The 26,915-nt window shown below is 44.5% G+C and carries 23 protein-coding genes; 6 read left to right on the top strand and 17 right to left on the bottom strand.

Annotated features, from left to right (window positions below; all coding sequences use genetic code 11):
* Window positions 1–2: 2 nt before the first annotated feature.
* Both QNM18_RS19425 and QNM18_RS19420 read left to right on the top strand, forming a co-directional pair.
* Window positions 3–1,238 carry a cysteine desulfurase-like protein gene (locus QNM18_RS19425; protein WP_284138163.1) on the top strand — a complete coding sequence of 412 codons (1,236 nt, stop codon included), beginning with the start codon at window positions 3–5 and terminating at the stop codon, window positions 1,236–1,238.
* Window positions 1,239–1,461: 223 nt separating this feature from the next.
* On the top strand, window positions 1,462–1,632 hold the full coding sequence (locus QNM18_RS19420; RefSeq protein WP_023398481.1) for a hypothetical protein: 171 nt from the start codon (window positions 1,462–1,464) through the stop codon (window positions 1,630–1,632).
* Window positions 1,633–1,684: 52 nt separating this feature from the next.
* Here QNM18_RS19420 and QNM18_RS19415 read toward each other — a convergent pair whose 3' ends face one another.
* From QNM18_RS19415 to QNM18_RS19365, 11 genes are all read right to left on the bottom strand, one after another.
* Window positions 1,685–2,143 carry a Crp/Fnr family transcriptional regulator gene (locus QNM18_RS19415; protein ID WP_023398480.1) on the bottom strand — a complete coding sequence of 153 codons (459 nt, stop codon included), beginning with the start codon at window positions 2,141–2,143 and terminating at the stop codon, window positions 1,685–1,687.
* A 14-nt stretch (window positions 2,144–2,157) separates the two neighbouring features.
* Complete coding sequence (gene ntrC, locus QNM18_RS19410) at window positions 2,158–3,564, bottom strand: nitrogen regulation protein NR(I) (protein ID WP_211012902.1); 1,407 nt, start codon at window positions 3,562–3,564, stop codon at window positions 2,158–2,160.
* Window positions 3,564–4,640: a nitrogen regulation protein NR(II) gene (gene glnL, locus QNM18_RS19405; protein ID WP_211012903.1), complete on the bottom strand. Its 1,077-nt coding sequence runs from the start codon at window positions 4,638–4,640 to the stop codon at window positions 3,564–3,566. The genes ntrC and glnL overlap by 1 nt, the downstream gene beginning before the upstream one ends.
* Window positions 4,641–4,748: 108 nt before the next feature.
* The gene (locus QNM18_RS19400; protein ID WP_284138162.1) at window positions 4,749–5,261 is read right to left on the bottom strand and encodes a DUF4124 domain-containing protein; all 513 of its coding nucleotides are present in this window, start codon (window positions 5,259–5,261) and stop codon (window positions 4,749–4,751) included.
* Between the two features lie 244 nt (window positions 5,262–5,505).
* On the bottom strand, window positions 5,506–6,912 hold the full coding sequence (gene glnA / locus QNM18_RS19395) for a glutamate--ammonia ligase (protein ID WP_211012904.1): 1,407 nt from the start codon (window positions 6,910–6,912) through the stop codon (window positions 5,506–5,508).
* Window positions 6,913–7,125: 213 nt separating this feature from the next.
* The gene (locus tag QNM18_RS19390; protein WP_284138161.1) at window positions 7,126–7,341 is read right to left on the bottom strand and encodes a hypothetical protein; all 216 of its coding nucleotides are present in this window, start codon (window positions 7,339–7,341) and stop codon (window positions 7,126–7,128) included.
* Between the two features lie 2 nt (window positions 7,342–7,343).
* Window positions 7,344–9,782, bottom strand: coding sequence for an ABC transporter permease (locus QNM18_RS19385; protein ID WP_284138160.1), 2,439 nt, complete (start codon window positions 9,780–9,782; stop codon window positions 7,344–7,346).
* 12 nt (window positions 9,783–9,794) lie between these two features.
* The gene (locus tag QNM18_RS19380) at window positions 9,795–10,526 is read right to left on the bottom strand and encodes an ABC transporter ATP-binding protein (RefSeq protein ID WP_284138159.1); all 732 of its coding nucleotides are present in this window, start codon (window positions 10,524–10,526) and stop codon (window positions 9,795–9,797) included.
* 34 nt (window positions 10,527–10,560) lie between these two features.
* The gene (locus QNM18_RS19375; protein WP_211012908.1) at window positions 10,561–11,808 is read right to left on the bottom strand and encodes an HlyD family secretion protein; all 1,248 of its coding nucleotides are present in this window, start codon (window positions 11,806–11,808) and stop codon (window positions 10,561–10,563) included.
* Between the two features lie 152 nt (window positions 11,809–11,960).
* A complete protein-coding gene (locus QNM18_RS19370; protein WP_284138158.1) occupies window positions 11,961–13,259 on the bottom strand; it encodes a sensor histidine kinase in 1,299 nt (432 codons plus the stop codon).
* Complete coding sequence (locus QNM18_RS19365; RefSeq protein WP_211012910.1) at window positions 13,243–14,601, bottom strand: sigma-54-dependent transcriptional regulator; 1,359 nt, start codon at window positions 14,599–14,601, stop codon at window positions 13,243–13,245. The genes QNM18_RS19370 and QNM18_RS19365 overlap by 17 nt, the downstream gene beginning before the upstream one ends.
* A gap of 270 nt (window positions 14,602–14,871) precedes the next feature.
* Here QNM18_RS19365 and typA point away from each other — a divergent pair, with 270 nt between their 5' ends.
* Entirely contained in the window at window positions 14,872–16,695 is a 1,824-nt protein-coding gene (typA, locus tag QNM18_RS19360; protein ID WP_023398469.1) for a translational GTPase TypA, read from the top strand.
* Between the two features lie 61 nt (window positions 16,696–16,756).
* Here the strand turns inward: typA and QNM18_RS19355 are convergent, their stop codons facing one another.
* The 5 genes from QNM18_RS19355 to QNM18_RS19335 form a co-directional block, all read right to left on the bottom strand.
* Window positions 16,757–17,605, bottom strand: a complete 849-nt coding sequence (locus QNM18_RS19355) for a chemotaxis protein CheW (protein ID WP_211012990.1) — start codon at window positions 17,603–17,605, stop codon at window positions 16,757–16,759.
* Window positions 17,606–17,643: 38 nt separating this feature from the next.
* Window positions 17,644–18,753 (bottom strand): ABC transporter substrate-binding protein, encoded by a 1,110-nt coding sequence (locus QNM18_RS19350; protein ID WP_211012911.1) that lies wholly within the window; start codon window positions 18,751–18,753, stop codon window positions 17,644–17,646.
* Window positions 18,719–20,797: a GNAT family N-acetyltransferase gene (locus QNM18_RS19345; protein WP_284138157.1), complete on the bottom strand. Its 2,079-nt coding sequence runs from the start codon at window positions 20,795–20,797 to the stop codon at window positions 18,719–18,721. The genes QNM18_RS19350 and QNM18_RS19345 overlap by 35 nt, the downstream gene beginning before the upstream one ends.
* Window positions 20,775–22,940 carry a DNA helicase II gene (gene uvrD, locus QNM18_RS19340; protein ID WP_284138156.1) on the bottom strand — a complete coding sequence of 722 codons (2,166 nt, stop codon included), beginning with the start codon at window positions 22,938–22,940 and terminating at the stop codon, window positions 20,775–20,777. Before uvrD ends, QNM18_RS19345 begins: the two co-directional genes overlap by 23 nt.
* Window positions 22,941–23,091: 151 nt before the next feature.
* Entirely contained in the window at window positions 23,092–24,033 is a 942-nt protein-coding gene (locus QNM18_RS19335; RefSeq protein WP_211012914.1) for a chemotaxis protein CheV, read from the bottom strand.
* A gap of 203 nt (window positions 24,034–24,236) precedes the next feature.
* On the opposite strand from QNM18_RS19335, the gene QNM18_RS19330 reads away from it, so the two are divergent.
* Both QNM18_RS19330 and QNM18_RS19325 read left to right on the top strand, forming a co-directional pair.
* Entirely contained in the window at window positions 24,237–25,298 is a 1,062-nt protein-coding gene (locus tag QNM18_RS19330) for a potassium channel family protein (protein WP_211012915.1), read from the top strand.
* The gene (locus QNM18_RS19325) at window positions 25,295–25,501 is read left to right on the top strand and encodes a hypothetical protein (RefSeq protein ID WP_023398462.1); all 207 of its coding nucleotides are present in this window, start codon (window positions 25,295–25,297) and stop codon (window positions 25,499–25,501) included. The genes QNM18_RS19330 and QNM18_RS19325 overlap by 4 nt, the downstream gene beginning before the upstream one ends.
* 2 nt (window positions 25,502–25,503) lie before the next feature.
* Here QNM18_RS19325 and QNM18_RS19320 read toward each other — a convergent pair whose 3' ends face one another.
* Window positions 25,504–25,965, bottom strand: a complete 462-nt coding sequence (locus QNM18_RS19320) for an EVE domain-containing protein (protein ID WP_284138155.1) — start codon at window positions 25,963–25,965, stop codon at window positions 25,504–25,506.
* 74 nt (window positions 25,966–26,039) lie between these two features.
* Here QNM18_RS19320 and tesB point away from each other — a divergent pair, with 74 nt between their 5' ends.
* Window positions 26,040–26,897 carry an acyl-CoA thioesterase II gene (gene tesB / locus QNM18_RS19315; RefSeq protein WP_211012917.1) on the top strand — a complete coding sequence of 286 codons (858 nt, stop codon included), beginning with the start codon at window positions 26,040–26,042 and terminating at the stop codon, window positions 26,895–26,897.
* Window positions 26,898–26,915: the final 18 nt, after the last annotated feature.

Genomic DNA, 26,915 nt, shown 5'->3' with positions numbered 1-26,915 from the left:
CTATGAATCTAATGCCAATTCGCCGCCAATTTCCTGCGTTGATGCAAGAAGTATCAGGCATCGCTCCAGTATTTTTAGATGGCCCGGGTGGCTCTCAAGTACCTCAGTCGGTGCTGAGTGCAATGTCAGCATACCTTGGTTATTTTAACTCAAACTTAGGTGGTGCTTTTTTCTCAAGTGATAAAACTGTAGAACTGATGGGCCGAGCTAGGCACGTTGTAGCACAGTTGCTTAATGCCCCAAGCAGTGACCAAATCGTATTTGGTGCGAATATGACAAGCTTGACGTTTAGCTTTAGCCGAGCGATATCAAGACAGTGGCAAGCTGGTGATGAAGTGATAGTGACTAATGCAGATCATTATTCAAATGTATCGTCTTGGCGCCAGGCAGCAGAAGATAAAGGTGCACAGGTACACGCAGTGCGCATCGATGAAGTAGATTGCACACTTGACCTAGAGCATTATGCATCTTTATTGAATGCCAACACCAAACTTGTTGCGGTGACATATGCTTCAAATACAACGGGATCTATCAATGATATTAAGAAAATTGTTGAGATGGCCCATCAAGTGGGTGCTTTAGTATATGTTGATGCCGTGCATTTTGCACCACACGAGCTGATCGATGTTCAAGCTTTAGACTGCGACTTTTTGGCTTGTTCGGCTTATAAATTCTTTGGCCCACACGTTGGTATTGTATACGGTAAGCGCGAGCATTTAGAAGGGTTCACACCTTATAAAGTAGAGCCTGCAAAAGATGTGATCCCTGGTCGTTGGGAAACGGGCACACAAAGCTTTGAAGGACTCGCGGGTGTGATAGCTGCGATTGAATATATTGCATCACTCAGTGAACTGCCTGATTCGGAGCCGCTAAGAGTAAGATTAGAGCAAGCATTTGCTAATTCCAAAGCACATGAAATGGCCCTGAGCCAACATTTCCTCTCAAAACTTGCAGATTTTCCTCAGATCACCTTGCATGGGATCAATGAGCTATCTCGTTTGGCACAACGTACACCTACGTTTGCATTGACGTTTGAAGGTATAGAACCACGAAAAGTATCAGAATTTCTTGGTCAGCAACATATCTGTGTTTGGGATGGTAACTTTTATGCTCAAGGCTTGTGTGAGCAATTGGGTGTAATGGACAAAGGCGGTGTAGTGCGCATTGGCTGTATGCATTACAACACCATTGAGGAATTAGACAGGTTGTTTGATCTGTTTAGCGAACTACTAAACTAATAAAAGGGTGCCTCGCACCCTTTTTTGTGTCAGCAAGTATCGGGTTAGGTGTTTGATTTTTAAATAGGTTAATCTTTTACTATCTCACACAATTATTACCGTTTGTAATGAAATAATATCCAGATTGAAATCGTTGCTTTTAAGCTGTGTTGGTGGTTATTTATTAATCAGGATGCAAGCGCAATCCTGTGTGAAAAAGATCAACATATAAAAGGAAATAACGATGAAAATCGCACTTAATAAACGTTCGGTAAAACAGTTAACAAGTAATAATAAAAAGCTAAATGCAGAGCAAACACCACAAGTTGCTGGTGGTATGTACGCAAGTTCACCACATGTACCTGGCTGTATTTCTTACAACGGCTGGACATGTAATTCAATGTATAACTGTTAAGCTGAAGATGGCTACAGAGCAGGCTATGTTCTGTAGTCAATAATCAACTTATTTACAGTTTTTCTTCGATGAAGTGATTGAGTTTGTGAATACGTTCACTCATTCCCGCAATAATTTTGTCTTTTATTTTTTCTCGTATGACGGCTGGTAGCTTTGTCAGAGCTTCAGAGGTGATGGCGAGTACAATGGTATCTGAGATAGCTTGTGCACTGGTGCTTCGCTCGCGATTGGAGATAAAAGCCCCTTCTCCGACGAACTCGCCCGGTCCAACATGGCCAATATCAACGTGATCTTTTTCGGCAAAAATACGTAATTCACCATTTAAAATAATGTAAAGTCGATTATCTTGTTCAAAACGTTTAAATGCGTAGCGGTCTTTACTAATTAAATATAAGTGACTGAATGACTCCAATAGCACTTGCCGCTCAGCCAGTGTGAACTCAGTAAAAAAATCCAAGCGATTGATAATTTCAAGTTGCTTTATGGTAGTTATATTTTCTAATAGTTTCATGCTCAGTCGACCTACTAGTCATTTTCTAGCATATTGCGCTCTTTCAGCTTTCTGGTCAATGTATTACGTCCCCAGCCTATCTTTAAAGCTGCGTCTTGTTTATGGCCATGGCATGCCGCAAGTGCCGATTTAATAAGCCTAGTTTCAAGCTGTGCCTGCACTTGTGGCCAAATGTGATCTTCTCCTAGCTTAAGTTGTTGATCTAGCCATAGTTGAAATGCATCCAGCCAGTCTTGGTTTTGCTCAAGTGTCTCTGCATCGGTTGTTTGCATCAATTCTGGTGGTAAGTCCTGAGGTCCGACCATGTCACCGGGTGCCATGACAGTTAGCCAGCGACAGGTATTTTCTAGCTGTCTAACATTACCTGGCCAATGAAATGCACACATGTGTGTCAGTGCTTTATCAGTGAGTACTTTACTTGGAACTTTAAGTTCTTTTGCACTTTTGGCGAGAAAATACTCTGCCAATTTTGCGATATCAACGCTTCTTTCTCTCAGAGGAGGAATACGCAATCTCACAACATTGAGGCGGTGAAATAAATCTTCACGAAACTGACCTTCACTGACGAGTTTCTCTAAATCTTGGTGAGTTGCAGCGAGAATACGTACGTCAACTTTAACGCTTTGGTGACCACCCACGCGGTAAAACTCACCATCAGCCAATACTCGCAACAATCGTGTTTGCACATCCAAAGGCATATCACCTATTTCGTCCAAAAATAGTGTACCGCCATTTGCCTGTTCAAAGCGGCCACGGCGAACACTGTCCGCACCGGTAAATGCCCCTTTTTCATGACCAAATAGCTCAGACTCTACTAAGTCTTTGGGGATAGCAGCCATGTTGAGCGCAATAAATGTTTTGTCTTTGCGTGGGCTGTGATTATGTAATGCACCTGCGACGAGTTCTTTGCCGGTGCCTGATTCACCATTGATCAACACACTCATACTGGATGCAGACAGTTTCCCTATGGCTCTAAATACCTCTTGCATAGCTGGGGCTTCGCCGATGATATCGGGACGATCGGTTAGGGCATCTTGTGGTTTAGTCTTGGCGTTTTGTTGTGCCGCTCTATAAGCTCTATCAGCCAGTGATGTTGCTTCATCTAAGTCGAATGGTTTCGCTAAATATTCAAATGCGCCTTTTTGAAATGCATTGACGGCGGAGTCCAAATCGGAGTGGGCAGTCATAATGATTACAGGTAGTGAAGGGTACAGACGGTTTACTTCTTCAAGTAGTGCCATGCCATCGAGACCTGGCATGCGCACGTCAGACATTAAGACCGCAGGCTGACCATATTCGAGGGCCGTTAAGACGTCTTGGCCATTGGCAAAGCTTTCCGTAGCAAAGCCTGCTCTAGATAAAGCCTTTTCCAATACAAATCGGATAGAAGCATCGTCATCAACTAACCACACACTTTTCATTATTTGCTCCCTAACTCATTTTCAAAGGGTAAGTAGATACAAAACTCTGTATGTCCAGACCAACTATCGCATTCGATGAAGCCGTTATGCTGTTCGACTAAGGTTTGCGCGATGGATAATCCAAGGCCTGATCCACCTTCTTTATTGGTAACCATGGGGTAAAAAAGCGTCGCTTTTAACGCTTCATCTATGCCAGGTCCGTTATCGGCAATTTTTATGAGCAACGCTTTTCTGAGGATTAATTTACCGCGCCTAACCCTGTGACAAATTCGGGTTGTGACACAGATCTCTCCTTTGCCTTGCAAGGCTTGCTGGGCGTTTCTCACTATATTTAGCACCACTTGTTGAATTTTTGATTCGTCCACACAAATATCTGGAATACTGGGATCGTAATCTTTGCGCAGCGTGAGTGCATGCTCGGTTTCTAATGCACTGAGCTTCAATATAGACTCAAGCACTTTATGAATATTGCACAGTGTACGCTTTGGCAATTCATTTGGTCCAAGTAACCTGTCAACCAATTCCCTCAATCGATCTGCCTGTGCGATAATCAACTGTGCGCACTCATCTCGCTCTTGTTGTTCAACTTCATACTGCAATAATTGCGCCGCTCCTCGTATACCACCGAGTGGGTTTTTAATCTCATGCGCTAATCCACGGATCAGATTGCGAGCTGCTTGGTATTGGTGGTCTTGATTAAATGCTTTGTCAAAGCGTAGCTCTTCATCAATTCGGCGGCATTCCAATTGAATGAAATCGCGATTGTTAATATGTAATTTGCGAGCGAATAAATTGATAGTACTGGCTCTATTGTCAATGAATACAACGTCTACTTTGTGTTGCTGGCAATCGATACCATCTTCAAGCACATAGCGCTTGAGCCGTTTTAAATCGATTAAGTGATGATGAAAGATGCTTTCAAAGGGCTGTTCGATAAGACGCTTTTGTCCTAGGCCTAATAACTCGCTGGCGCTGTTATTGGCGTAGTGAATTTTAAAGTCTTCGTCGAGTAAAATGACAGACGTTGATAAATTTTGCCATAGTTCAGGCAATATTGATGAATTGAGATGTTCCATTATGGGTCGCCTTGCACCAAGTTGGTGCATTGTAATTTAACACAAAAATTAACAGTGTGCTGTTGTTATTGGCTTATTCACGCTGTGGTATCAATTTTGTGTTTATTTTTATTGGTTTGCTCTGGCTTTATGCAAATAGAAAATGGTTTCATCACTTTTTGTTACGACCTTTCCTTTGGAGTTAAATACCATCAGTTGGATTGAATGCTCACCTCGTGGCACATTACGTAAAGCGAAAGTGATCGTATGTTGCTTTGGCCCTGTCGGTTTGCCATCTAGGTAAAGTTGCACAGTAAAGTCTTTTGCAAATCTAGGTGTGATCTGTCCACTTACATACACGCTACCCGTGTTATCACGCAGTGTCTGTTTGTGATTGGGGGCAATAATGGTCGCTTTGTATTCAGTTGCGTTTTGCTGTGCTGAGCTGTTTCCTAACACGGAAGTGTCTGTCGCTGGCATCGTTAAGAAGTGCGTATTAATTTTGACTTCCGCTGCACCTTTTCTTGGTGTGTCTGAGTAAACCCAGTTACCATTTTCATCTTTCCAGCGATACACCTTTTTATCAGCATAGGCAGTATGGCTCGCTAGACATAATATTATTACTAACCACAGTCGACTCACCACAACCTCACCCTAAAAATTGAACAGTGTTAAAGCACATTATCATTGTCTCATTCTCAACATTGTGCAAGCGCTAATACTCACTGTTTAACTGTAGAGGTTTTACCGCGATTTTGCCATAAAAAAGCCCGCTATTGCGGGCTTGAGAACACATATGATTTAAGCGCGCATTTACACTATAAAATGCAGCGAACAATGCGCATAGGTAACGAGTTACCTCTGTTCACTGCGAGCATATTTTTCGTTATACGCTGTAGTACATTTCAAACTCAACAGGGTGAGTTGTCATGTTCAGTTTTTCAACTTCTTGAGACTTAAGTGCAATGTATGCATCAATTAAGTCATCAGTGAATACACCGCCTTGAGTTAAGAACTCACGGTCAGCGTCAAGAGATGCCAACGCCTCTTCAAGAGATGCGGCAACAGTTGGGATTTCTGCTGCTTCTTCAGCTGGTAGATCGTAAAGATCTTTGTCCATTGCATCGCCAGGGTGGATTTTGTTTTTGATTCCGTCAAGGCCAGCCATAAGCATTGCAGAAAACGCAAGGTATGGGTTAGCTGTTGGGTCAGGGAAGCGTACTTCGATACGACGTGCTTTCTCTGAAGGTACAACCGGAATACGGATTGACGCTGAACGGTTACGTGCAGAGTATGCAAGCATTACTGGCGCTTCAAATCCTGGTACTAGACGCTTGTATGAGTTAGTTGAAGCATTTGCAAACGCGTTGATTGCTTTAGCGTGCTTGATAATACCACCAATGTAGTAAAGTGCATCTTCAGATAGGCCGCCATATTTGTCACCTGCGAAGATGTTTTGACCATCTTTACCTAGTGACTGGTGACAGTGCATACCAGAACCGTTGTCACCTACCACTGGTTTAGGCATAAATGTTGCTGTTTTGCCGTAGTGGTGTGCCATGTTGTGGATAACGTACTTCATCTCTTGGATTTCGTCCGCTTTGATAACCATGGTATTGAAGCGTGTAGCGATTTCGTTTTGACCCGCTGTTGCTACTTCATGGTGGTGTGCTTCGACAACTTGACCAAACTCTTCAAGTACTAGACAAGTTGCACTTCTCCAGTCTTGTGAAGAGTCTACTGGTGCAACTGGGAAATAACCACCTTTAACGCCTGGGCGGTGACCAGTGTTGCCTTCTTCGTAGCTCTTGTCAGAGTTCCAAGATGCTTCTTCTGAATCGATTGAGTACATAGAGCCTGACATGTCAGTTTTGTATTTAACATCGTCGAATAAGAAGAACTCAGGTTCTGGGCCAAATAGTACAGTGTCAGCGATACCAGTAGAGCGCATGTAGTCTTCAGCGCGCTTAGCGACTGAACGTGGGTCACGCTCATAGCCTTGCATTGTTGCAGGTTCTAATACGTCACAACGTACGATCATAGTTGTTTCTTCAGCAAATGGGTCAAGCTTAACTGTGCTTGCATCTGGCATTAATACCATGTCAGATTCGTTAATGCCTTTCCAACCAGCAATTGATGAACCGTCGAACATTTTACCGTCTTCAAAGAAGTCTTCATCGGCTTGGTGATGAGGGATTGAAACGTGTTGCTCTTTACCTTTTGTGTCCGTGAAACGTAAATCTACAAACTTAACTTCATTCTCTTTAATAAAATCTAAAACCGATTGTGACATGTGTCCTCCGACTCGTGGGTTATTTTTTGCTGCAATAATTTGCTTAACTGCGCTTCTCCAAGCGTGATCTGTGCCAAAATTTCAAGCGTTTGAAAAATATGGGTTAATTGTTTTCGTGATAATAAATAACTGAAAATTGAACTAAATGGGTGCACCAATTAAGTACGGTTTGCACTATTTTGGTGCGTTTGCTGTGGCTGGTTGTGCCATTGGCTATTCCAGCCACTCCAATACTTTGAGTGTATGCAAAAATACATGACTAATACATGTTGGCTGAGCAGCAGAGTCATATTCACAAATGATGTGTAGCATATCTATGTGACTTATTATCAGTACAAATAAACCAGCCGCCACGACAAGCCAAAAGTAACGTCTCAGGAAGGAAATTATCGTAACGCCATACTTTGGCTGGCGGCTGGTTTGAATCATAGTTAGGCACCTTTTAGTGCATATTGCGCTGGTTGGCGAATGATTGTCCAAGTAGATAGCAGGGTGATACCTATGACTAGACTTGCTATTAGGGCGACTGGGATAAACCAACTCCACACATTCATCATTTGCATGATGGGCGTAGACGCAGCACTAACGTATCCGATAAGTAATGCGCAGGTGGCCGTAGCGGCTGCGATTAAAAATGGCTGCATATTTTCTATCAGTACCAGCTTGAAAATTGCTACAGGGGTTGCGCCAATTGACATTCTAATACCTAGCTCATAGCGTCTTAATGCAATGGCATAACGAAATACGCCGTAAATACCAATACCTGCTAATATCACCGCGACCACTGAAAGCACAATAGTAAAAATACTGGCAACGCGCTGTGATTTAAGGTGCGAGGACAAAATTTGCTCTGTGGTTTGTAAGTCATAAACGCGTATTTGTGAATGTACTTCCGCCAGCAAATCATTAATGCCTTGTCGAGTGAGTTGCACGTTGGGTTTTGTTTCGACCACAATAGTTGGGTACCCGGTATTCACTCGAGGGCGGTATATACGTGAGATCGGTGGTTGGTTGGGCAGGTTCAAGTTACCTACGATACCTACTACCGTGATAGGGTCGCTTGAGTTTCGTGCATACAATTTGGCGCCAATAGGCTCTTGCCCTGAGGCTTTAATCACATCTGCCATATATTCATTGATGATCACCACAGGTGCTCTATCTCTGGCTTCAGCATCAGTAAAGTGCCGCCCTTGAGCCAAGGTCAATCCGAATGTTTCAAAATAAACGCGTGTACCCCAAACGAGTTTGTGTGTCACGATAGGCTTATCCATACCGGGCTCTAATTGTGAGTGATATGAAGCAAATTGCTCTAGCCAATAGGCGATAGGCGGATAGCCGCCAATCCCTGCACGCACAATGTCACTGTGTTGGTTAAGTCGCTCTGTTGCTTCTAGTACCAGTGTGGCACGTTGCTCAGTAGACATGTCATTGAGTAAGGTCCCAACGTTCAGGGCGATCTGTGAAGTATTTTCAGTATTGATGTGCGTTGGTGCTGTGAGTTGTGCCCAGCTTTGCTTGAAAATACTCACACATAATACAAGCAGAGAGATGCAAAAAAATACCTGCATTGATACCAGTGCTTGGCGCGTACGCTTAGAGACTTGTACGCCAGAACCCTTACCACTGCTTTGCAATGCACCAATAATGGCATTGTAATTCAGTTGCTTGCTGACCGCCCAAGCGAGTGCGAAATTAAGAATGAGTGTTAAGACAATCGCAAATAGCACAGTGTTTATGTTGAGGCTGAGTTCATCTAAACGTGCAAGTGGACCTGCATATCCAGCTTTTAATAAGCCCAAAATAAGGCTTACAATAGCGGTGGCAACAATGAGTGCGGCAGCGAATAGCAAGGATAATTCAACCAGTACTTGTTTGAATAAGTGGTGAGGCTGCGCACCTAATGCGGCTTGAATAGCAAAAGCACGTTGTTGCTCAACAGCACGGGATAGAACGAGGTTGCCGACATTGCTGAGGGCAATAAGCAGCAGTACTACACTGCCTGCGAGCATCATGACACTGGTATTGCCTGCATCGCCAATAATACGTGATTTGTAAGTGGTAAAGCGCCATTTAACTTCGGTATTGGCGACGGTAGGATCATTTGCAACTGCTGCTGGATAGCGTGCCATCACCCAGTTATTGAGTGCTAGCTGAGTGCGGTTGAGATCCGTATCTTTGGCTAATTTACCGACCAAGTGAACCTGATTAGATGAAAATGTCCATAGTGGCTCTTGAGTATCACGGTAATCGTATGGTAGCCAGACATCGGTGCGCCAAGTGGGAGTTGCCAATACCGGCTCTGCGAAGTGTTCAGCTGTTACGCCAATGATGACAAAGCTAATGCCTTTGAAAGTAACTGAGCGATACAGTACTTCACTACTGCCACCGAAGTGAGATTGCCAGACATCGTATGAAATAATGGCAACCGGTTGATTGCTGTCGAGCCCCTCATCTTTTGTAAAGTGACGCCCTAATGCCAGCGGTGCATCAATGATCTGCATAAACTCAGGTGTGATAGCACCCATATTAAAGGTGGGGCTGTTCGGTAAGCTTTGCTCAACATCAATACTGATATTGTGCAGGGCAAAAGTCTCGATACCTGGGTGCTGATCTTTATAGGCTTCAATTGCGCCGAGAAAGGGCAGGTAATTTTCACGCTTTACTTCACCGTCAGCCAGCAGTTGGCCTTGGACCAAGAACAGCCTATCCTGATCAGGATAAGGCAGTGGTGCAGCGATAATTTGGTAGTTCAAATTATACATAGCCACCATCACACCCAAAGTGACGCCTAAGGTCATGATGATGGTTAGTGCATAGCTTTTAACTCTTGCTAGGCTTTTGATAGCGATTAATAAATTGTGTTTCAACATAATGACACCTACTTACTGTGCAAGTGGAATTTTAAACGCATGCTTAAGGTCGCTATGCTCTTCACTGTCGATAATTTTGCCATCGAGCAAATGTAGCTGCCGAGTAGCCATGTCGGCATAGCGTGGATCGTGAGTCACCATGCATAAAGTGGTGCCTTCAGCATTAAGTTGTTGCAACATTGCCATCACGGCATCGCCATTGATTGAATCGAGGTTACCTGTCGGTTCATCGACCAACAGCATGCTTGGCTGTCCAACCAGTGCTCTGGCAATGGCAATACGTTGCTGTTGACCACCGGAAAGTTGGTTGGGCTTGTGGTTTGCACGGTGGCTCATGTCTACTTTGGCAAGGCAAGTTTCCACGGCTTGTTTGATCTGCTGCTCTGGCAGCGGCTCTTTTCGGTATCTTAGAGGCAGCGCTACATTGTCGTATACAGTCAGTTCATCAATCAGGTTAAATGACTGGAATATAAAACCGATTTTTTCATTACGGATATAAGCTGATTGCGCCAAAGTAAGTTGGCTGACTTCTTCACCCTCAATTTGATATTTCCCTGAGCTAGGCATATCCAGTAGCCCTAAAATGGACAATAAAGTTGATTTACCGCAGCCTGAAGGGCCACAGATTGACACAAAGTCACCGCGATAAATGGTGAGATCTATGCCCCTTAATGCATGGGTTTCCATTTCTTCGGTGTTGAATACTTTGGTCACATCTGACATTGTTAGTACGCTTTCTTTCATGTCTAAATCCTTTGCTTAATTCTTGTTATTGGGTTCAAAGTAACGTGATGGCTTTATGTTCACTGTGCTGTGTCATATCAGAGAGAATGACGCGCTGGTTTTCTTGCGCACCTTGCAGAATTTGCAAGTGTCGACCTGCGTCTTTGCCGAATCGTACTGTGGTTGCAACAGCTTGATCCCCGTCGATGATGTAAATCTCAGTCGCACTATGGGCTTGCTTATTCGCTGGGCGCTCTACATATAAAGTGTTGCTTAATTGGCTAGTGAGGATTTCAGCTTCGACGCTTAACTCCGGTCTGGCCGACTCAGGTACGCCCTCGGTAAAAGACAGTTCCACTTCGATGGTGCCATCTTGCACTTGTGGCGTGATCCGAGTGACGGTAGCGGGAGCGCGTTCACGACGCGTATCGATTGTGGCAGTTTGTCCTACTTTGATTTGCTCCGCTTTTGATTGCGGTACGCGGATCAGCGCTTGTAAGTCAGAGTTACTCCCTACTTGCGCTAACTCTTGGCCCGCTGACACACTTTGACCGAGCTCAACGGCGAGACGTTGGATGGTACCGCTGATCCCCGCTGTGACTTCTAGCTGCTGAGCGCGTTGCTCCAATCTGACTAAGTTTGAGCGCGCTTGGTTCACTTGTTGTTGAGATATTTCAATATCTTCTTGATGTAATTGTGCCAGCTGCGCTATGCGTTGGCGCTGCAATTCGGCACGTGCACCTAACTGTTGTTCCTCTAGCTCTGCGGTTTGCACATCTAAGGCTGGTATCACGCCTTGGTCGCGCAGCACTTGCTGTGCTTGGCGGCGCAATACCAGCGATTGATGCTCGCTCTCAAGCTGAGCTTGAGTGGCTTTTTCTGAGAGGCGCTCGCGCTGATTGGCAAGCTTTTGACGGCGCAAATTTGCTTCTTGCTCTTCCAGTGCCATACGTGCAGTTTCGATCGACTGCTTGAGGTCGGGATCTTGCATTCTTAAAATCACAGAATCCGGTGTTACAACCGCACCTGGGCGCAGTAGTATTTCGCTGACAGTGGCACTACTTTGTGCTGTTAACAGCTTTTGTTGGTTGGAACGCAGTACGCCATATCCATCAACTTGGATAGCCAAATCACCCCGATGTACCGTCGCGACAATTAAGCTACTCCGTTGTAAGCTGGTGGAGTTCGATGATGAAGAGAAGTGAAATACACCGCCTAGCACAGAGGCACAGATGACTAATGCCGTGATCTTTCTCTTGAGAGAGAGTTTTGGCGAGACTGTTTTTGATCTAACGATGTCCATATTTATCTTTATTATTTATTGATGATGTAAAGGATTGAGCAAGCCATATGCCAAAATATAAAGCATTGATTTAGTTGGTGTTTTTGTTTTTTCTTTTTTGTTTTAATATAGTTAGGTCCGAAACTGGACCTCACTATATTAAATTCGGACACTCAAGAAGTAGGTTGCGTCAATGAGATCACAGCACAAGCGCCGCGATGTCCATCGGTGCGATTCATTAACAGTAACTGGCCATTCATTTGTTCCGTGAGGTGTTGGCACAACATCAAACCAATACCTTCACCGCGCTCTTTGGTGGAATAAAAGGGAACAAAAAGGTTATCAGGATTGCTTAGGCCATGGCCATTGTCAGTGAGGCTTATCGTCGCAGATTGGTTTTTAAGCTTCAATGATAGGGTCAGTTGCGGTCGATCTGTACAGGCTTCCAATGCATTTTTGGTTAAATTGATAAGTACTTGTTTAAGGAGTGTTGCATCGCAATACAGTTGTAAATGTTGACCTTCGAGGTGCCAATTTGCTTGGGGGAATAAAGATGTGAGTTCCGTGCATACCCGCTCAAAAGGCTGCTCATAGGCTTTAACTGTGACACTTTGCTGTAATTGCGCGTACCTTTTGACAAACTCAGCGAGGTGTTGGCAGCGTTCTACAATTACCTCGAAAGCGGCGCTATCACGTTCGCTCGTTGCTCTGTGTTTGAGCCTTTCCAGCATTGTACTGACAGGTGTCAAGGAGTTGCGGATCTCATGACTAATGACCCGGATCAACCTCTGCCACGCTTTGAGCTCTTGCTCTCTTAATGCAATTTGGATATCTGTCATGACCAACAAGTGATAGGTGTGTCCGTTGTGATTAAAGTTACTATGACGTACTTGCCAACGTTGTTGGTTTTTTTCATCTTTAAAGTGCCAATCGGGCAGGTGCTCCAAGCCCAGTCGAGCGGCAGTAGTAAAACGCAGTGTTTGCCAAGGTTTGTCAAATAATGCGCCACAGGCCTGATTGCCAAAACTTAATTGTAAGCGTTCGTCGAATACTAAAATAGGGGTGTTTAGCTGCTTCACCAGCCGAAGTAGTAATATTGAATCTTTGTTTTCACTCTCTTTTGATGTAAGTAAGTCATTACTTAAATTGTTGAGCTGGTGGTGAAACTGACCAACGACCCCGGCAGAGAAGTGGGCTTTTGCCTGTTGGCTAAAGTCTTGATTTCGACATGACTCCAATTGAAATGTGCTGCGTAAATAGGAGGACTTTACTTGGGTGATAATACGGTAAAATATCCAAATAGTTACGCCGACCCAAGTTACTAAACAGCTTATGGTTACAATGTTTAAAAGAGGCTTTCCCTGAACCAGACCAAATTGCCAGCAAATAGTGAGTAAGCTTATTTGCACTAGGATTAACAGTAGGCATTGCCTTTTCCAAAAGCCTTCTAGGCTATTATTCTTCCAATGCATATTTTTCTAACCGCCGATACAGCGCCTGTTTGGTGATCCCTAGCTGTTGAGCTGCTTTGTTCTTATTGCCTTCAAATTTATTCAGTGCTTGCACAATAAGGTGTTTTTCCGCTTCTTCCAGCGTCATCTCTGGCAGTGTACTTTCGAGGCTATTTACTTGGGCATGGGGTAGATGTAAATCACGAGCGAGAATGACACCATCTTGGCAGAGCAATACAGCCCTTTCTATTAAGTGACTTAGCTCTCGTGTATTGCCGGGCCAGTCATATTGTATCAATGCCTGCTTAGCACAGGGCGCGATAGTGAGGTTTGGCTTATTATATTTGGCGCCATGGTGAGTTAAAAAGTGTTCGGCAAGTGGTACAATATCATCAATGCGTTCACGTAAAGCGGGGATAGTAAAAGCGAATGTATTGAGACGATAATACAGGTCTTGTCGAAACTCACTCTTCGCAATAAGTTTTTCAAACTCCGCATTGGTTGCGCTGATAAGCCGAACATCACTGGTTAGGGTTTTGCTCGACCCCACCATTTCAAATTCACCTGTTTCCAATACTCTGAGTAATTTTGCTTGCTGAGCCAGTGGTAAGGTGCCTATTTCGTCTAAAAATAAGGTACCTTGGTGTGCCAATGCAAAACGGCCAACTCGTTCTGATTTTGCATCGGTAAATGCGCCTTTGACGTGACCAAATAATTCGCTTTCGAATAGTTGTTCTGGAATGGCAGCCATATTGAGTGAAATAAATGGCTGTGCATTGCGCTGCGATTGATTGTGGATCCAAGTTGCAATGTGACTTTTTCCTACACCATTTTCACCTGTGATAAGAATATTTGCATCGGTTTGTGCCACAGCGTTGAGTTGCGCCATCAGTTGTTGCATGACAGTACTTTGCCATATGGGTTTATCACAGTTGGGCTTGAGTACTTGTTTGAGCGCGGTGTTATTTTTTTGCAGTCCTGATATGGTCAGTTGTTGCTGAATAACTTGTTCGAGGCGCTGGTTTTGCCAAGGCTTTTCAATAAAATCGACCGCCCCAAGTTGCATTGCCTGCACTACTAAATCAGTGTTTGACCAGGCTGTTATCGCAATGACAGGGATATCGATAGCCTCTCTTTTTAGGCCGCGCAAGAAACGCAACCCTTCTTCACCTGAAGTGGAGTCTAAATCAAAATTCATGTCGAGCATGATCAAGGCTGGCTGTGTATGGCGGAGAAACTCATGGGCTTGTACGGGGTTTTCCACTTCTTCGACTTGATAGCCAAAATCTTCCAAGACAAAGCGCGCTGCGAGTCTAACTTCGCGATTATCTTCCACAATCAGAATTAAAGACTGTGATTTCATGTTTCGTTCCTTTGTTTTTCTTACCACCCATTTTGCTATGGGCTTGTCACGCAGTTTAGTACTTTGTACGGGAACAAACAATAGACAAAAAAGTACCTGATCTCGGTGGTAAATTGCGGTAAAGGGGAAAAAAATCCTCTGGATAAACTTTCATCTGTCACATTATTAGGGGATAATACGCGACCTTTAATTGTGGAACGGTATCTTAGGTGCGCAATTTTGCGTGGATCGACTAGGATCACTGAAGGCCAACTTCTCTGAGTAACAGTAATGAGCATTGAAAAGTTAAGAAATATTGCGATTATCGCACACGTTGACCATGGTAAAACTACCCTAGTCGATAAGCTGCTAGAACAGTCTGGCACGTTAGAGACACGCGGTGGCAACGAAGAGCGTGTAATGGATTCAAATGATATTGAGAAAGAGCGTGGTATCACAATCTTGGCGAAAAACACCGCCATTGAGTGGAACGACTACCATATCAATATCGTAGACACCCCGGGACACGCCGACTTTGGTGGTGAAGTAGAACGTGTACTATCAATGGTTGATTCTGTACTTCTACTAGTAGATGCACAAGAAGGCCCTATGCCTCAGACGCGTTTCGTAACGCAAAAAGCATTTGCTCTTGGCCTTAAGCCTATTGTTGTTATCAACAAAATTGACAAGCCAGGCGCACGTCCTGACTGGGTAATGGATCAGGTCTTTGACCTATTCGATAACCTAGGTGCAACAGACGAGCAACTTGACTTCCAAGTTATCTATGCATCAGCAATCAACGGTTGGGCAACGCTTGACTTAGACGAGCCGTCTGACAACATGCAACCTATGTTTGAAGCGATTGTAGAGCAGGTAGAACAGCCAGACGCAGATCCAGCTGGTGACTTCCAAATGCAGATCTCTCAGCTAGATTACAACTCTTACATCGGTGTAATCGGTGTTGGTCGTATCAAGCGCGGTACTGTTAAAGTAAACCAGCAGGTAACGATTGTTGGCGCTGATGGTAAAACACGTAATGGCAAAGTTGGCCAAGTACTTACTTACCTAGGTCTAGACCGTCACGAAGCGCAAGAAGCGCAAGCGGGTGATATCATCGCGATCACAGGTCTTGGTGAGCTTAAGATCTCTGACACAGTATGTGATGTAAATGCAGTTGAAGCACTGCCAGCACTGTCTGTTGATGAGCCTACAGTAACGATGACGTTCTCTGTAAACACTTCTCCGTTCTCAGGCCAAGAAGGTAAGTTCGTTACTTCACGTAACATCCTTGAGCGTCTGCAAGCTGAGCTTGTACACAACGTAGCTCTACGTGTTGAAGAAACAGACAACCCAGATAGTTTCCGTGTATCAGGTCGTGGTGAGCTTCACCTTGGTATTCTAATCGAAAACATGCGTCGTGAAGGCTACGAGTTAGCTGTATCTCGTCCAGAAGTAATCCTTCGTGAAGTAGACGGCCAGTTAGAAGAACCTTACGAAACAGTAACGGTTGACGTTGAAGAAGAGCACCAAGGTTCTATCATGGAGCAACTTGGTCTTCGTAAAGCAGAAATGACTGACATGGCACCAGATGGCAAAGGCCGTATTCGTATGGACTTCATGATGCCTTCACGTGGTCTTATCGGTTTCCAAACTGACTTTATGACGCTGACGTCTGGCTCTGGTCTGATGTATCACACATTTGATCACTACGGACCACACAAAGGCGGTAATATTGGTCAGCGTAAGAACGGTGTACTTATCGCAAACGCGGCAGGTAAAGCACTGACTAACGCGCTATTCAATCTACAAGATCGTGGTAAGCTATTCATCGGTCACGGTGTTGAAGTATACGAAGGTATGATCATCGGTATTCACGCACGTGATAACGACCTAACAGTTAATGCGCTTAAAGGTAAGCAGCTAACTAACGTTCGTGCATCAGGTACTGATGAAGCGCAAAACCTTGTACCACCAATCGTTATGACACTTGAGCAAGCGCTTGAGTTCATCGATGATGACGAGCTGGTAGAAGTAACGCCTGAAAGCATCCGTATTCGTAAGAAGCTATTGACTGAAAGTGAGCGTAAGCGCGCTAGCCGTCAAGCAAAAGCTTAATTGCTAATACAATAAAAAACGCCGCTCTCTAGCGGCGTTTTTTGTTTTTAAGCTATTTGCTTTAAAACAGACCGTACTCTTCGGTTTCTTCGGGCGCATAGCCTTGTAGATGCTCTGGCCTAAAAATCGCGCTTGGATCTAACACCAAACTGTGATTATCCCCTTGTTTTATCAATCCCTTCATCATTTTCTTGGTTTGCGGATCAATATCAAAACCAACATTGGTCATTTCATGTAGTGGTTTGATGTCTGACGCTTCACAGTGAATATTGTCTTCCACTCTGTCTACAAGTAAGCCAATATGGGGCTGCTGCCCATTCTCAGTGGTAAAGACGATGATTGGTTTGTGGTCGAGTATGATTTGATCCCTTGCTGACTCAAACAACCGAATTAACTTTGTAAAGGTAGTGAGCTTTTCCTTGTCTAACAGGGCAATTGCTTGTTCCTTTTTACCTTTGCTGCACAGAGATAATATTTCATCTGCTACAGTGTGCAGCCTAGAGTGAGGTTCTTCAAAACGCGCTAGAATGGCTTTTAAATCTTCATTGTCCGTTTTAAAACTATATAGCCACATGCCAAACTCAGATTGTTTAGGGTCTCTGGCTTTGGTAAATGGAACGTCATTGTGCACACTTAGCTCAAGCTCTGCTAGCCATGCTTTTTGGTCTTGCTCTTTTTGTTGTAACAGTTCAACCAAAGATTGGTTGGTTTCATACGAAGACTTGTTATTCAAGATCAGACCTAAATCAAAAATGGGAGTGGGTGTGCCCATATAGTCTTTGACACCTAAAAAGCTTGGGTTGTCATTTGGCAGTGATGTGAGATTGCCCTCGTAGCGCTCAGTTAATAGGATATCTAAAATTTTGAGTGATATTGTTTTTTTTCCTACTCGAAAGTTAATCAGGTCCATGTTCGCCTCAAACAATAGTTGCATGAGCTAAGCATAGATCAATATTTCAAATAAGATCTATATACCTGCCTTTGAGGCGTGTTTTTTTGTGGTAATTTGAGTAGGTCTTGCAGCGCTGGGTCGGTCTTTAACGTGCGTGAAATGGCTGAGCTTATACAATCTGACAATGGAGTTTGCTGGCAGTATTGCAGAGCTGTGGTAAACAGATAAGCGTTTATAAATCCTTCGAACGATTGGTAGCTGATGGGCTTTGAATGTGCGGTGGCTTGCGCGCGAAATAGTGTACAGATTTGGCTTTGACAGGTTTGAGGATCAGGCAGTACTTCGGTAACCATAATATTGGCAGGTACAGTGATATGCTCGAACAGGGACGCTGAAGAGACGAATGAAACGCTGGTATAGGAGCCTCTAAAGCCCGCTCTGTAGGCTTGGTTAATGAATGCAGATAACGGTTCATAAGTACCTATCATTGCAATGGCTGTGACCTGGGTGGTTAATATCTGTGTTAGGGCTTTGGCAACATCATTGGTATTACGTCTAAAGCGCGCAATCACGACTGGTTCAATCCCTTGGTTCTTGAGCGCTTGGCGATGGCTTTTTTCTAGCGTTAAACCAAATTCATCTGCTTGAATAAAAAGGGCTACGTTTTTGTGTCCTAACTCTTCTACAAGATATTTCACTTGATCCTTGGCCTCATCCAAATAGCTCGCCCGAAGTTTGAAGATCGGAAAACCTGGATTTTGATATAAAAATTCAGCGCCAGTATAAGGCATTAATAACGGCAGTTGGTGCTTTTTTAATATGTCTTTAATTGCATGGGTGGTGGGCGTGCCCATATTACCAATGAGGGCATCAACGTTTTGGTGTTTTATTAAATAGTGAGTATTATCGACGGCACGACTTGGTTCGTATCCGTCGTCTAAAACCAGTAATTTAATATGTGGTTGTTCAGGTCGTTTTTTCTGATTTGCATAATTGAAGTAGAGTTCATGGCCTTGTTTAAGCTGTTGGCCAATATGACTCGCTGGACCGCTCAGAGCGACGCTCATTCCCAGTTTTATGGTTGTTTTAGCGGGGGTCGCGAAACACAGCAATGATTGTAATAGAGCTGCACTAATGAGGATCGCTTTTAGAAATAATTTCAGCATAAACTTCCGATAACAGTGACTGATAGGCCTGTTGCACTTGCTTCTTAGATTGTAACCTTAGTTCTTGAGGTAATTCTTTTGGCTGATGTCGCTGTAATAATAGTAGAATTACATATTGTTGGGCAATCTTTGACAAGGAATTTATGATGCTAGGTTGTGTTTTTATGAGCTGCTCTACAAATGGTGCAATTTGTTGCTCATTGGCAAGTTTAGATTTCAGATAGGCGAGTTGTTTGAGCTGCGATTCACTGAGGTCTTTGTTTGGCGCTGAGCAGAGAAAGCTGCGTACCAGTTGCCAGGGAAGCTGCGCATACAATTCACTGAGCGCAAAATACAACTGTTCCGCAAATGTACTCAACTCTAGTTTTATGTCGATTTGACTATCTTTGTGGACCACCAAGACTGCAAATTCTCCACTGGCTTTATCTTGTTTGAAGCCGAGCTTTAACGGCTTAAATCCTAAGTTTTGCCAAAAATCGAGTAAATTCGCTTGCGCGCCAAAACTACTGCCGAAATAACTGACTTTGTCGGCAAGTTGGTGCATAGAAAAGCGGATCAAGGCACTGCCAATACCGTACTTTTGGTGGGATGGGGCCACAGCGATACGTGCTATACGCGCCCCTCGATGAGTGCAAAATTTACTGTTACCCATTAATTGGCTCAGTTGTTGCGCCATTAAATGGCCTGCTGGTCGTCGAGTTCCCAGTGCAATATGGGCGGCCAAGTCGCCATCAAGAGCCCCTTCTAAATTTACCAAGCAAACCGCGACAGGGTGGTTATTTTGAAAAGCAATAAATAAGCGATTACTTGGGCTGTCGAGCAGCTGTCGCAGATCATTAACCGACGTTTGATAGTGGGCCAATACAAGTAATGCAAAGACTTGCTCAAGGAGTGCCTCATTTTCAATGAGGACATTGTTGTCGACGCTGAGGTAGCTAATTTTGTCTAGCTGAGGCGAAAGAGTTGCATACTGACAGTCGAGAGCCAGCAATTGGCGCATATGTTGCTCCAACGGGTCGCCTTGGGCATAACGTATGGGTTCAGCCAAATGCAGATCTAAATAGTCGGGGTGTTTAGACTTTAAGTCGTCTTGAAATCGTAGTGTGTAACCGCGGCCATTGCCCTCATAGCCAACTAGGGTGCTCGCAAAAATCACTCTAGGGTAGCGCGCCAACAACTGCTTTAGGAGCGGCACGGGAATGGCTGCCGCTTCATCAACCAACAAGATATCGATTGCAGGCTGTGTAGCTAATAAAATATCAGGTGGAATATAACTCAGCGTACTAACTTGATTTTTATTTATTTCTGGTGGTGTCAATCCAAGCGCATTGCAAAAATGGATAAAGCCATTTTGCACTGCACGGCGCTGCTGAGCACACAAAACGATATTTTTGCCGGCAAACTGTGCTGCTATCAATCCAAGTGCGGCTGACTTGCCTCGACCCCTGTCTGCACTCAATAAGACGGGTGTGTTTGGATGTTGTTGCAGATGGGTGACTATTTGGCTGACAGCTTGAGATTGTGACGTTAAGTTCTGTGTCTGACATGAAGCACTGTATGTGGTGGGTAATTTGGGCCCACCTTGTTCACTGAACAGCCAGCATTGCTGCCGCTGCAAATGGTGGGCTAAGCGTGCCAAAAAAGGGCTCTTGTGCGTTTGTTCACCTTCAGAGAGCCAGCGTGCTAGGGCTGGATCGCACCATGTTGAAAGTGCTGATAATTCTGGTAGCAATAATACGAGTAATCCGCCAGCTTTGACTGTGCCTGTGCAAGCAGCCAGTTTGTTGGGAATAATACCGCTATAGCCATCATACAGAACAAACTCGAACTCTTGACCCAGTATTTGGTGCAAGTGTTGTGGCCACAAAGCCTCAGGCCAACTGGCATCATCGCTGAGTATCAATTGCTCAGCGGATTGAGCAAGCTGCAAAAAGCAACGCATCCCCCAATCCCTGCTGCCACACAACAGGAGTAATTGACGGTGCCTTGCTATTTTTAACCCTGCCAGTTGGGGTTTTAGACTAAATGGCTTGCAATCTTGCATACGCTGTTACGAGCCATTTGGTACCGACGTCATCAAAGTTCACTTGTATACGAGATTGTGCACCAACACCTTCGTAATTGAGTACGTTACCTGCACCAAATTTTGCGTGCAGCACCCGTTGTCCTAGGTTGAAGTCACTGTCTTCAAATGCGGCATGGCTGACTGATGCGCTGAAGCGATTGGTGCTAGCTGGCCTAGATACTTGGGTTTTAATGCGGATCTCTTCAGTACAGTCGTCAGGCAGTTCGCGCAAAAATCGAGAGGGACTATGGTATTTCTCTTGGCCATACAAACGACGGCTTTCGGCATGGCTGATATAGAGCTTTTGCATCGCACGTGTCATGCCAACATAACATAGGCGACGCTCTTCCTCTAAGCGGCCTGATTCTTCATGGCTTTGTTGTGAAGGGAACATGCCTTCTTCCACGCCCACCATAAATACCAGTGGGAACTCTAAGCCCTTGGCAGAGTGAAGCGTCATCATCTGTACCGCATCTTCGTGCTCGTCGGCCTGCCCTTCGCCAGACTCCAGTGATGTATAGGCCAAGAAACCTTGCAGTGGTGAAGTAAACTCTTCTTCAACTGGTAATTCAAACTGACCACAGGCATTGATCAATTCTTCCAAGTTTTCCACTCGTGCGCGGCCCTTTTCACCTTTTTCCGCTTGATACATAGCCAATAGCCCAGAGTGCTCTATGGTGGTTTTTGCTTGCTCAGCAAGCGCCAACTCGACTAAATTTTCATCAAGTTGTTCAATCAATTCAATAAAGCGTGTTACGGCTGTTGCAGCGCGCCCTGCTAAATGTTTTTGATCAATAACGGCTTTAGCTGCGTACCACAGCGGGAGAGATTCATTACGAGCGCAGTCGCGAATATGGCTCAATGTTTTGTCGCCAATCCCGCGCGCTGGTGTATTGATAACACGTTCAAACGCGGCGTCGTCATTACGATTGCTGATCAGGCGCAAGTATGAAAGGGCATCTTTGATTTCTTGTCGCTCGAAGAAGCGCATGCCGCCATAAATACGATATTTGAGCCCTTCTTGGAGAAGTGCCTCTTCCAGTACACGAGATTGGGCATTGTTGCGGTATAAAATGGCACAGTCTGTCAGTGCGTTACCATCTTGCAGCCAAGACTTAATTTTACCTATGGTGAAGCGTGCTTCGTCTAATTCGTTAAATGCGGCGTAAATTGAGATGGGTTCGCCTTGCGTGCCGTCGGTCCAAAGGCTCTTACCCATGCGCTCAGAGTTATTTTGAATGAGGGCATTGGACGCTTTCAAAATCGTACCTGTGGAACGGTAGTTTTGCTCAAGGCGTATTGTATCGGCATCAAAGTCTTTTAAAAAGCGTTTGATGTTCTCAATTTTTGCGCCACGCCACCCATAAATACTTTGATCATCGTCGCCAACGATCATGATGTTATTGTCGCCACCGGCAAGCAAACGCAGCCATTGATATTGAATGCTATTTGTATCTTGGAATTCGTCTACCAGCATATGTTTAAAGCGCTGTTGGTAGTGGCGTAGTAGAGTAGGTTGCTGCTGTAGTAATTCATAGCAACGCAGCAATATCTCCGCAAAATCAACTAAACCCGCTCTATCACAAGCCTCTTGATAGGCAGTATAAACATTGAGCATAAGCTGCTCGCTGGCATCATAGGCTTGGATATCTTTGGGGCGTAAGCCTTCATCTTTTCGCGCGCTGATATACCAGCTCAGCTGCTTTGCTGGCCACTTTTTCTCATCAATGTTCATGGCCTTGAGCAAGCGTCTGATCATACGTTGTTGATCGTCGGAGTCCAATATTTGGAATGACTCAGGTAAGTTTGCTTCGCGGTGATGGGCACGCAGAATACGATGAGACAAGCCGTGGAAAGTACCAATCCACATACCTCCGGCTGGGCTTTGTAGAGTTTCTTCGACACGTGAGCGCATCTCTTTGGCGGCTTTATTAGTAAAAGTCACGGCAAAAATACTGTAAGGAGAGGCGTGTTCTACCTGCATAAGCCACGCGATTCGGTGCACTAACACCCGAGTTTTTCCGGAGCCAGCACCAGCCAGAATAAGCATATTGCTCAGTGGTGCAGCAACCGCTTCACGCTGCTTGTCATTCAAGCCATCAAGTAATTCAGATACGTCCATCTTTGCGCCTAATTCGAAAAGTGAGGGCAAAGTATACCTAGCGTCTTATTTAAAGCCCAGTTTTCAAAGTGTAATTTGACAAGGGTGTTAGTTAGTTAATTGAAATTAAAAGAGATTTAATTTTTTATTTACTGTCTTTTTATACAGTTTTTTAGCCTAAAATCTCTTTTAACCGTTTTTGCATTTCTTGAACTAATAAATCGGGCTGAAACTTAGACAGAAATGCATTACACCCCACCTTTTCAACCATGGCTTGGTTGAAGCTGCCGCTCAATGAGGTATTCAATATGACATATAGGTCCTTGAGCCGTTCATCATTGCGAATTTCATAGGTGAGCCGATAGCCATCCATCACAGGCATTTCAGCATCTGTGATTACCGCCATGAGCTCTTTGTTAACATCAATGCCTTCATCAGCCCAGTGCTTGAGCAGGTTTAGGGCTTCTTGTCCGTCGGTTGCGGGAATAATTTCAATACCAATTTGCGCAAGCGTATCAGATACTTGGCGTCGTGCAGTGGGGGAGTCATCTGCGTGGAGGATTTTACGTCCCTTAAACTCACTCAAAATGGTGTTGTCTAGCACGCCTTCTGGGATCTCGACATCGTAATCAATGATCTCTGCCAAAACCTTTTCAACATCAATGATTTCGACGATGTGCTCAGCGCCATCTCGCTGAACTTTCGTCAATGCTGTCAAGTAGTGATTGCGGCCAACAGATTTCGGGGTTGGCATAATGTCTGACCATGTCGTATTGACGATATGATCTACTTTGCCAACTAAAAAGGCTTGGACGGTACGATTGTATTCGGTGATAACCAAGTTGCTGTCATCGTCATACTCTGTGGGGGGCATGCAGATGGCTTGGCGCAAATCGATAACCGGGATCGACTCACCGCGAATATTGGTTACCCCTGCCACTTTGGGGTGTGCATTGGGCATTTTGTTCAGGTGAGGTAGTTTTACAACTTCTTTAACTTTAAAAACGTTCAATGCAAACAGGTGTCTACTGTGTAAATGAAATAGCAATAATTCAAGCCGGTTTTCACCCACTAACTGTGTGCGTTGATCAACTGAAGCTAACACACCCGCCATACTTTCACCTCGTCATCTAGCTGCTTTTCAAAGTATACACATATAACTGTTAAAATTACGAGTTCTTTACCACAGTAATGCAAAAATGCAATATTTGCTGAAAATTTCTGAATAAATCAACTTTTTCCCTTGAAAGCATTGACTTGTTGCTTGACTGATAGATGATGTCATACAGGGATCAATACACAGTTTTGGGATAATAAATGCCGATCGTAATAAAGCGCATGCTGTTACAAATCCAAAATCACATCAATCGCGCCAGCTGGCAAATCCTTGTACTCGCCACAGCATGCCATATGCTGCTGACTTGGGGAATGTTATGGTTTGCACAAGAGCACGCGCTGTTACCGTTTAGTACCTTTGTTTATTATTATGTCGTGACCACATCGACAGTGGGGTACGGCGACTTCAGTGCTACTACTGAAATGGGTAGGTGGGCTGTTGCATTGGTGCAAATTCCATTTGGGTTAGCGCTATTTGGTGTTTTACTAGGGAAAGTTGGTCAAGAAATTACAATATGGGTAAAAAGAGCAATGAAAGGCGATAAAGATTTCTCTCATTTAAACGATCACATCATCATTTTTGGCTGGCACCCAACGCGCACCGAAAAAATGATCGAGTTTATTCTTGCCGACAACAAACGGATTGAACGGCGAATTGTACTTGCTGTGCATGAAGATATGGAGCACCCTTTACTGCGTTACCCTCAAGTGGACTTTGTGCGTCTTGCCAGTTTTACCGATGATATTGAATTGTCTCGCACTGCTATCGGCGCTGCTGCTAAAGTGATAGTTGACGGCAAAGATGATGATCACACATTCACCACTGCACTCAAGTTGAGTCCAATTGTGCAGGCTAGCGCACACATTTGTGCCCACTTCATCGATGAGACTAAGGCAGAGCTACTGCGTTTACATTGCGAAAATGTAGAGTGCTCAACGGCCATGTCAGCCGAAATATTGGTGCGTTCTATGCAAGATCCTGGTTCGAGTCGTATTCAAGAAGAATTGTTGTCAACACTGCGTGGCGATACACAGTTTAGTCTGCAAATACCAAGCTCGGTAACGAGTTGTAAGTTTGGCCAGTTGTTTATGTTTTTTAAAGAGCATCACAATGCCACTTTGCTAGGAGTTGCGCACGACCGAAGTGGTCAAAATATGGATTTGAACCCACCGTTGAGTTATGGGCTGACGGGCGGGGATATTATTCACTATATTGCACCTCAACGGGTTTTAGAGAAAGAGGTAGCTTGGGAGCAGTTATGAGCGAATTGATGTTGATGGTGGGGGTTGTGTGTGTTTATCTAGTACCCATTGCTCTGGTTGCTGGCAGTAAACGCTCCAAAGGCCATGAGAAGAATGGCTGGTTAATCGGTACCTTGTTCTTCTCGTGGATAGCCTTGTTGTTATATGTCACCATGATCCCCAAAACAGGACGAGTAAAACCTCGTGGCAAAAAGCATAGTTAGGGTCATCTTTTTGACATTTCAATGATGTGGCGCCACTCCTGCTCTGTCACTGGCATAATTGAGAGTCTTCCGGCTTTTTTCAGTGAAAGATCGACAATCGCATCATCTGCCTTAATCGCTTTGAGTGTCACCTGTGACGAAAGCAGCTCCACAAATTGCACGGTCACACCTATCCACCTAGGCTTGTCTGGTGTGGACTTTGGATCATAGTAATCACTGCTGGCATCAAACTGATAGGGGTCTGTTTCGGCAGCTTTGGTTACTTGTGCAATTCCTACTACAGCAGGGACTTTGCAACTTGAATGGTAAATAAAGACTTTGTCTCCTACTTGCATTTGATCGCGCATAAAATTGCGCGCTTGGTAGTTGCGGATCCCTTCCCAAAACGTACTCTGTTGTACATCACTTTTTAAGTCGTCGATAGAATATGCGTCAGGTTCAGTTTTGAATAACCAATAAGCCATTATAAGTACTCAATTAAAAGTAGATTAGTGTATTATTATCACTAATCGCAGTAACTACAATGGTGAGGTAGCGAATGAGTCAGGTTTTACAAAATTTGCTTGATTTATTAAGTTTAGAAGAGATTGAGCAGGGGATTTATCGCGGACAAAGTCAAGACTTAGGCTTTCCTCAGGTTTTTGGTGGCCAAGTGATGGGCCAAGCGCTGTCAGCCGCAAAATACACATTGCCTGAAGGCCGTTATATAAACTCTTTGCACTCATACTTTTTACGTCCAGGTGATGCGAGCAAACCTATCGTATATGATGTTGAAAATATTCGTGACGGGCGCAGCTTTAGCACTCGCCGAGTGAGTGCTATCCAGTATGGCAAGCCGATATTTTATATGACTGCGTCTTTTCAAGGCGACGAGCCTGGGTTATCTCATCAAGCGGAAATGCCCAACGTACCAGAGCCAGAAACACTCAAATCGGCATTACAGTTTTATCAAGACAATGCACATTTGATCCCTGAGGCGTTGAGGCCGAAGTTTACGCAAGAAATGCCCCTTGATATGCGGCCTGTGAACTTTCAAAACCCTTTCCAACCGCAAAAGGCGCAAGCGAAGCGTCATGTGTGGTTTAAAGCCAATGGTAAAATGCCTGACGAAAGGCGGATCCATAATTACTTGCTGGCCTATGCGTCTGATTTCGAGTTTTTACCCACTGCACTACAGCCCCATGGCTTGTCATTTATGCAGCCCAACATGCAAGTTGCCACGATTGATCACGCAATGTGGTTCCACCGTCCGTTTAGATTAGATGAGTGGATGCTTTATAGTGTGGATAGTCCAAGTGCGAGTAATGGCAGAGGTTTGGTGCGCGGACAATTCTTTACCCGCACAGGAGAGTTGGTCGCATCGACGATCCAAGAGGGCGTAATGCGCCAACGATAGTTTGGCGCATTATCTAAA

Source organism: Pseudoalteromonas obscura, from assembly GCF_030135505.1.
Taxonomy (GTDB): domain Bacteria; phylum Pseudomonadota; class Gammaproteobacteria; order Enterobacterales; family Alteromonadaceae; genus Pseudoalteromonas; species Pseudoalteromonas obscura.
This window is presented reverse-complemented; position numbering and strand designations above follow the sequence as displayed.

What these genes read in the sequence shown, in the direction of transcription:
- ntrC (WP_211012902.1), bottom strand. Translation starts at nt 3,564, where the DNA reads ATGAAAAGTGTGTGGTTAGTTGATGACGATGCTTCTATCCGATTTGTA.
- QNM18_RS19325 (WP_023398462.1), top strand. Translation starts at nt 25,295, where the DNA reads ATGAGCGAATTGATGTTGATGGTGGGGGTTGTGTGTGTTTATCTAGTA.
- QNM18_RS19390 (WP_284138161.1), bottom strand. Translation starts at nt 7,341, where the DNA reads ATGATTCAAACCAGCCGCCAGCCAAAGTATGGCGTTACGATAATTTCC.
- QNM18_RS19420 (WP_023398481.1), top strand. Translation starts at nt 1,462, where the DNA reads ATGAAAATCGCACTTAATAAACGTTCGGTAAAACAGTTAACAAGTAAT.
- QNM18_RS19350 (WP_211012911.1), bottom strand. Translation starts at nt 18,753, where the DNA reads ATGCTGAAATTATTTCTAAAAGCGATCCTCATTAGTGCAGCTCTATTA.
- glnL (WP_211012903.1), bottom strand. Translation starts at nt 4,640, where the DNA reads ATGGAACATCTCAATTCATCAATATTGCCTGAACTATGGCAAAATTTA.
- QNM18_RS19415 (WP_023398480.1), bottom strand. Translation starts at nt 2,143, where the DNA reads ATGAAACTATTAGAAAATATAACTACCATAAAGCAACTTGAAATTATC.
- QNM18_RS19355 (WP_211012990.1), bottom strand. Translation starts at nt 17,605, where the DNA reads ATGGACCTGATTAACTTTCGAGTAGGAAAAAAAACAATATCACTCAAA.
- QNM18_RS19335 (WP_211012914.1), bottom strand. Translation starts at nt 24,033, where the DNA reads ATGGCGGGTGTGTTAGCTTCAGTTGATCAACGCACACAGTTAGTGGGT.
- tesB (WP_211012917.1), top strand. Translation starts at nt 26,040, where the DNA reads ATGAGTCAGGTTTTACAAAATTTGCTTGATTTATTAAGTTTAGAAGAG.
- QNM18_RS19365 (WP_211012910.1), bottom strand. Translation starts at nt 14,601, where the DNA reads ATGAAATCACAGTCTTTAATTCTGATTGTGGAAGATAATCGCGAAGTT.
- QNM18_RS19330 (WP_211012915.1), top strand. Translation starts at nt 24,237, where the DNA reads ATGCCGATCGTAATAAAGCGCATGCTGTTACAAATCCAAAATCACATC.
- QNM18_RS19375 (WP_211012908.1), bottom strand. Translation starts at nt 11,808, where the DNA reads ATGGACATCGTTAGATCAAAAACAGTCTCGCCAAAACTCTCTCTCAAG.
- typA (WP_023398469.1), top strand. Translation starts at nt 14,872, where the DNA reads ATGAGCATTGAAAAGTTAAGAAATATTGCGATTATCGCACACGTTGAC.
- QNM18_RS19385 (WP_284138160.1), bottom strand. Translation starts at nt 9,782, where the DNA reads ATGTTGAAACACAATTTATTAATCGCTATCAAAAGCCTAGCAAGAGTT.
- QNM18_RS19425 (WP_284138163.1), top strand. Translation starts at nt 3, where the DNA reads ATGAATCTAATGCCAATTCGCCGCCAATTTCCTGCGTTGATGCAAGAA.
- QNM18_RS19320 (WP_284138155.1), bottom strand. Translation starts at nt 25,965, where the DNA reads ATGGCTTATTGGTTATTCAAAACTGAACCTGACGCATATTCTATCGAC.
- QNM18_RS19380 (WP_284138159.1), bottom strand. Translation starts at nt 10,526, where the DNA reads ATGAAAGAAAGCGTACTAACAATGTCAGATGTGACCAAAGTATTCAAC.
- QNM18_RS19370 (WP_284138158.1), bottom strand. Translation starts at nt 13,259, where the DNA reads ATGCATTGGAAGAATAATAGCCTAGAAGGCTTTTGGAAAAGGCAATGC.
- uvrD (WP_284138156.1), bottom strand. Translation starts at nt 22,940, where the DNA reads ATGGACGTATCTGAATTACTTGATGGCTTGAATGACAAGCAGCGTGAA.
- glnA (WP_211012904.1), bottom strand. Translation starts at nt 6,912, where the DNA reads ATGTCACAATCGGTTTTAGATTTTATTAAAGAGAATGAAGTTAAGTTT.
- QNM18_RS19345 (WP_284138157.1), bottom strand. Translation starts at nt 20,797, where the DNA reads ATGCAAGATTGCAAGCCATTTAGTCTAAAACCCCAACTGGCAGGGTTA.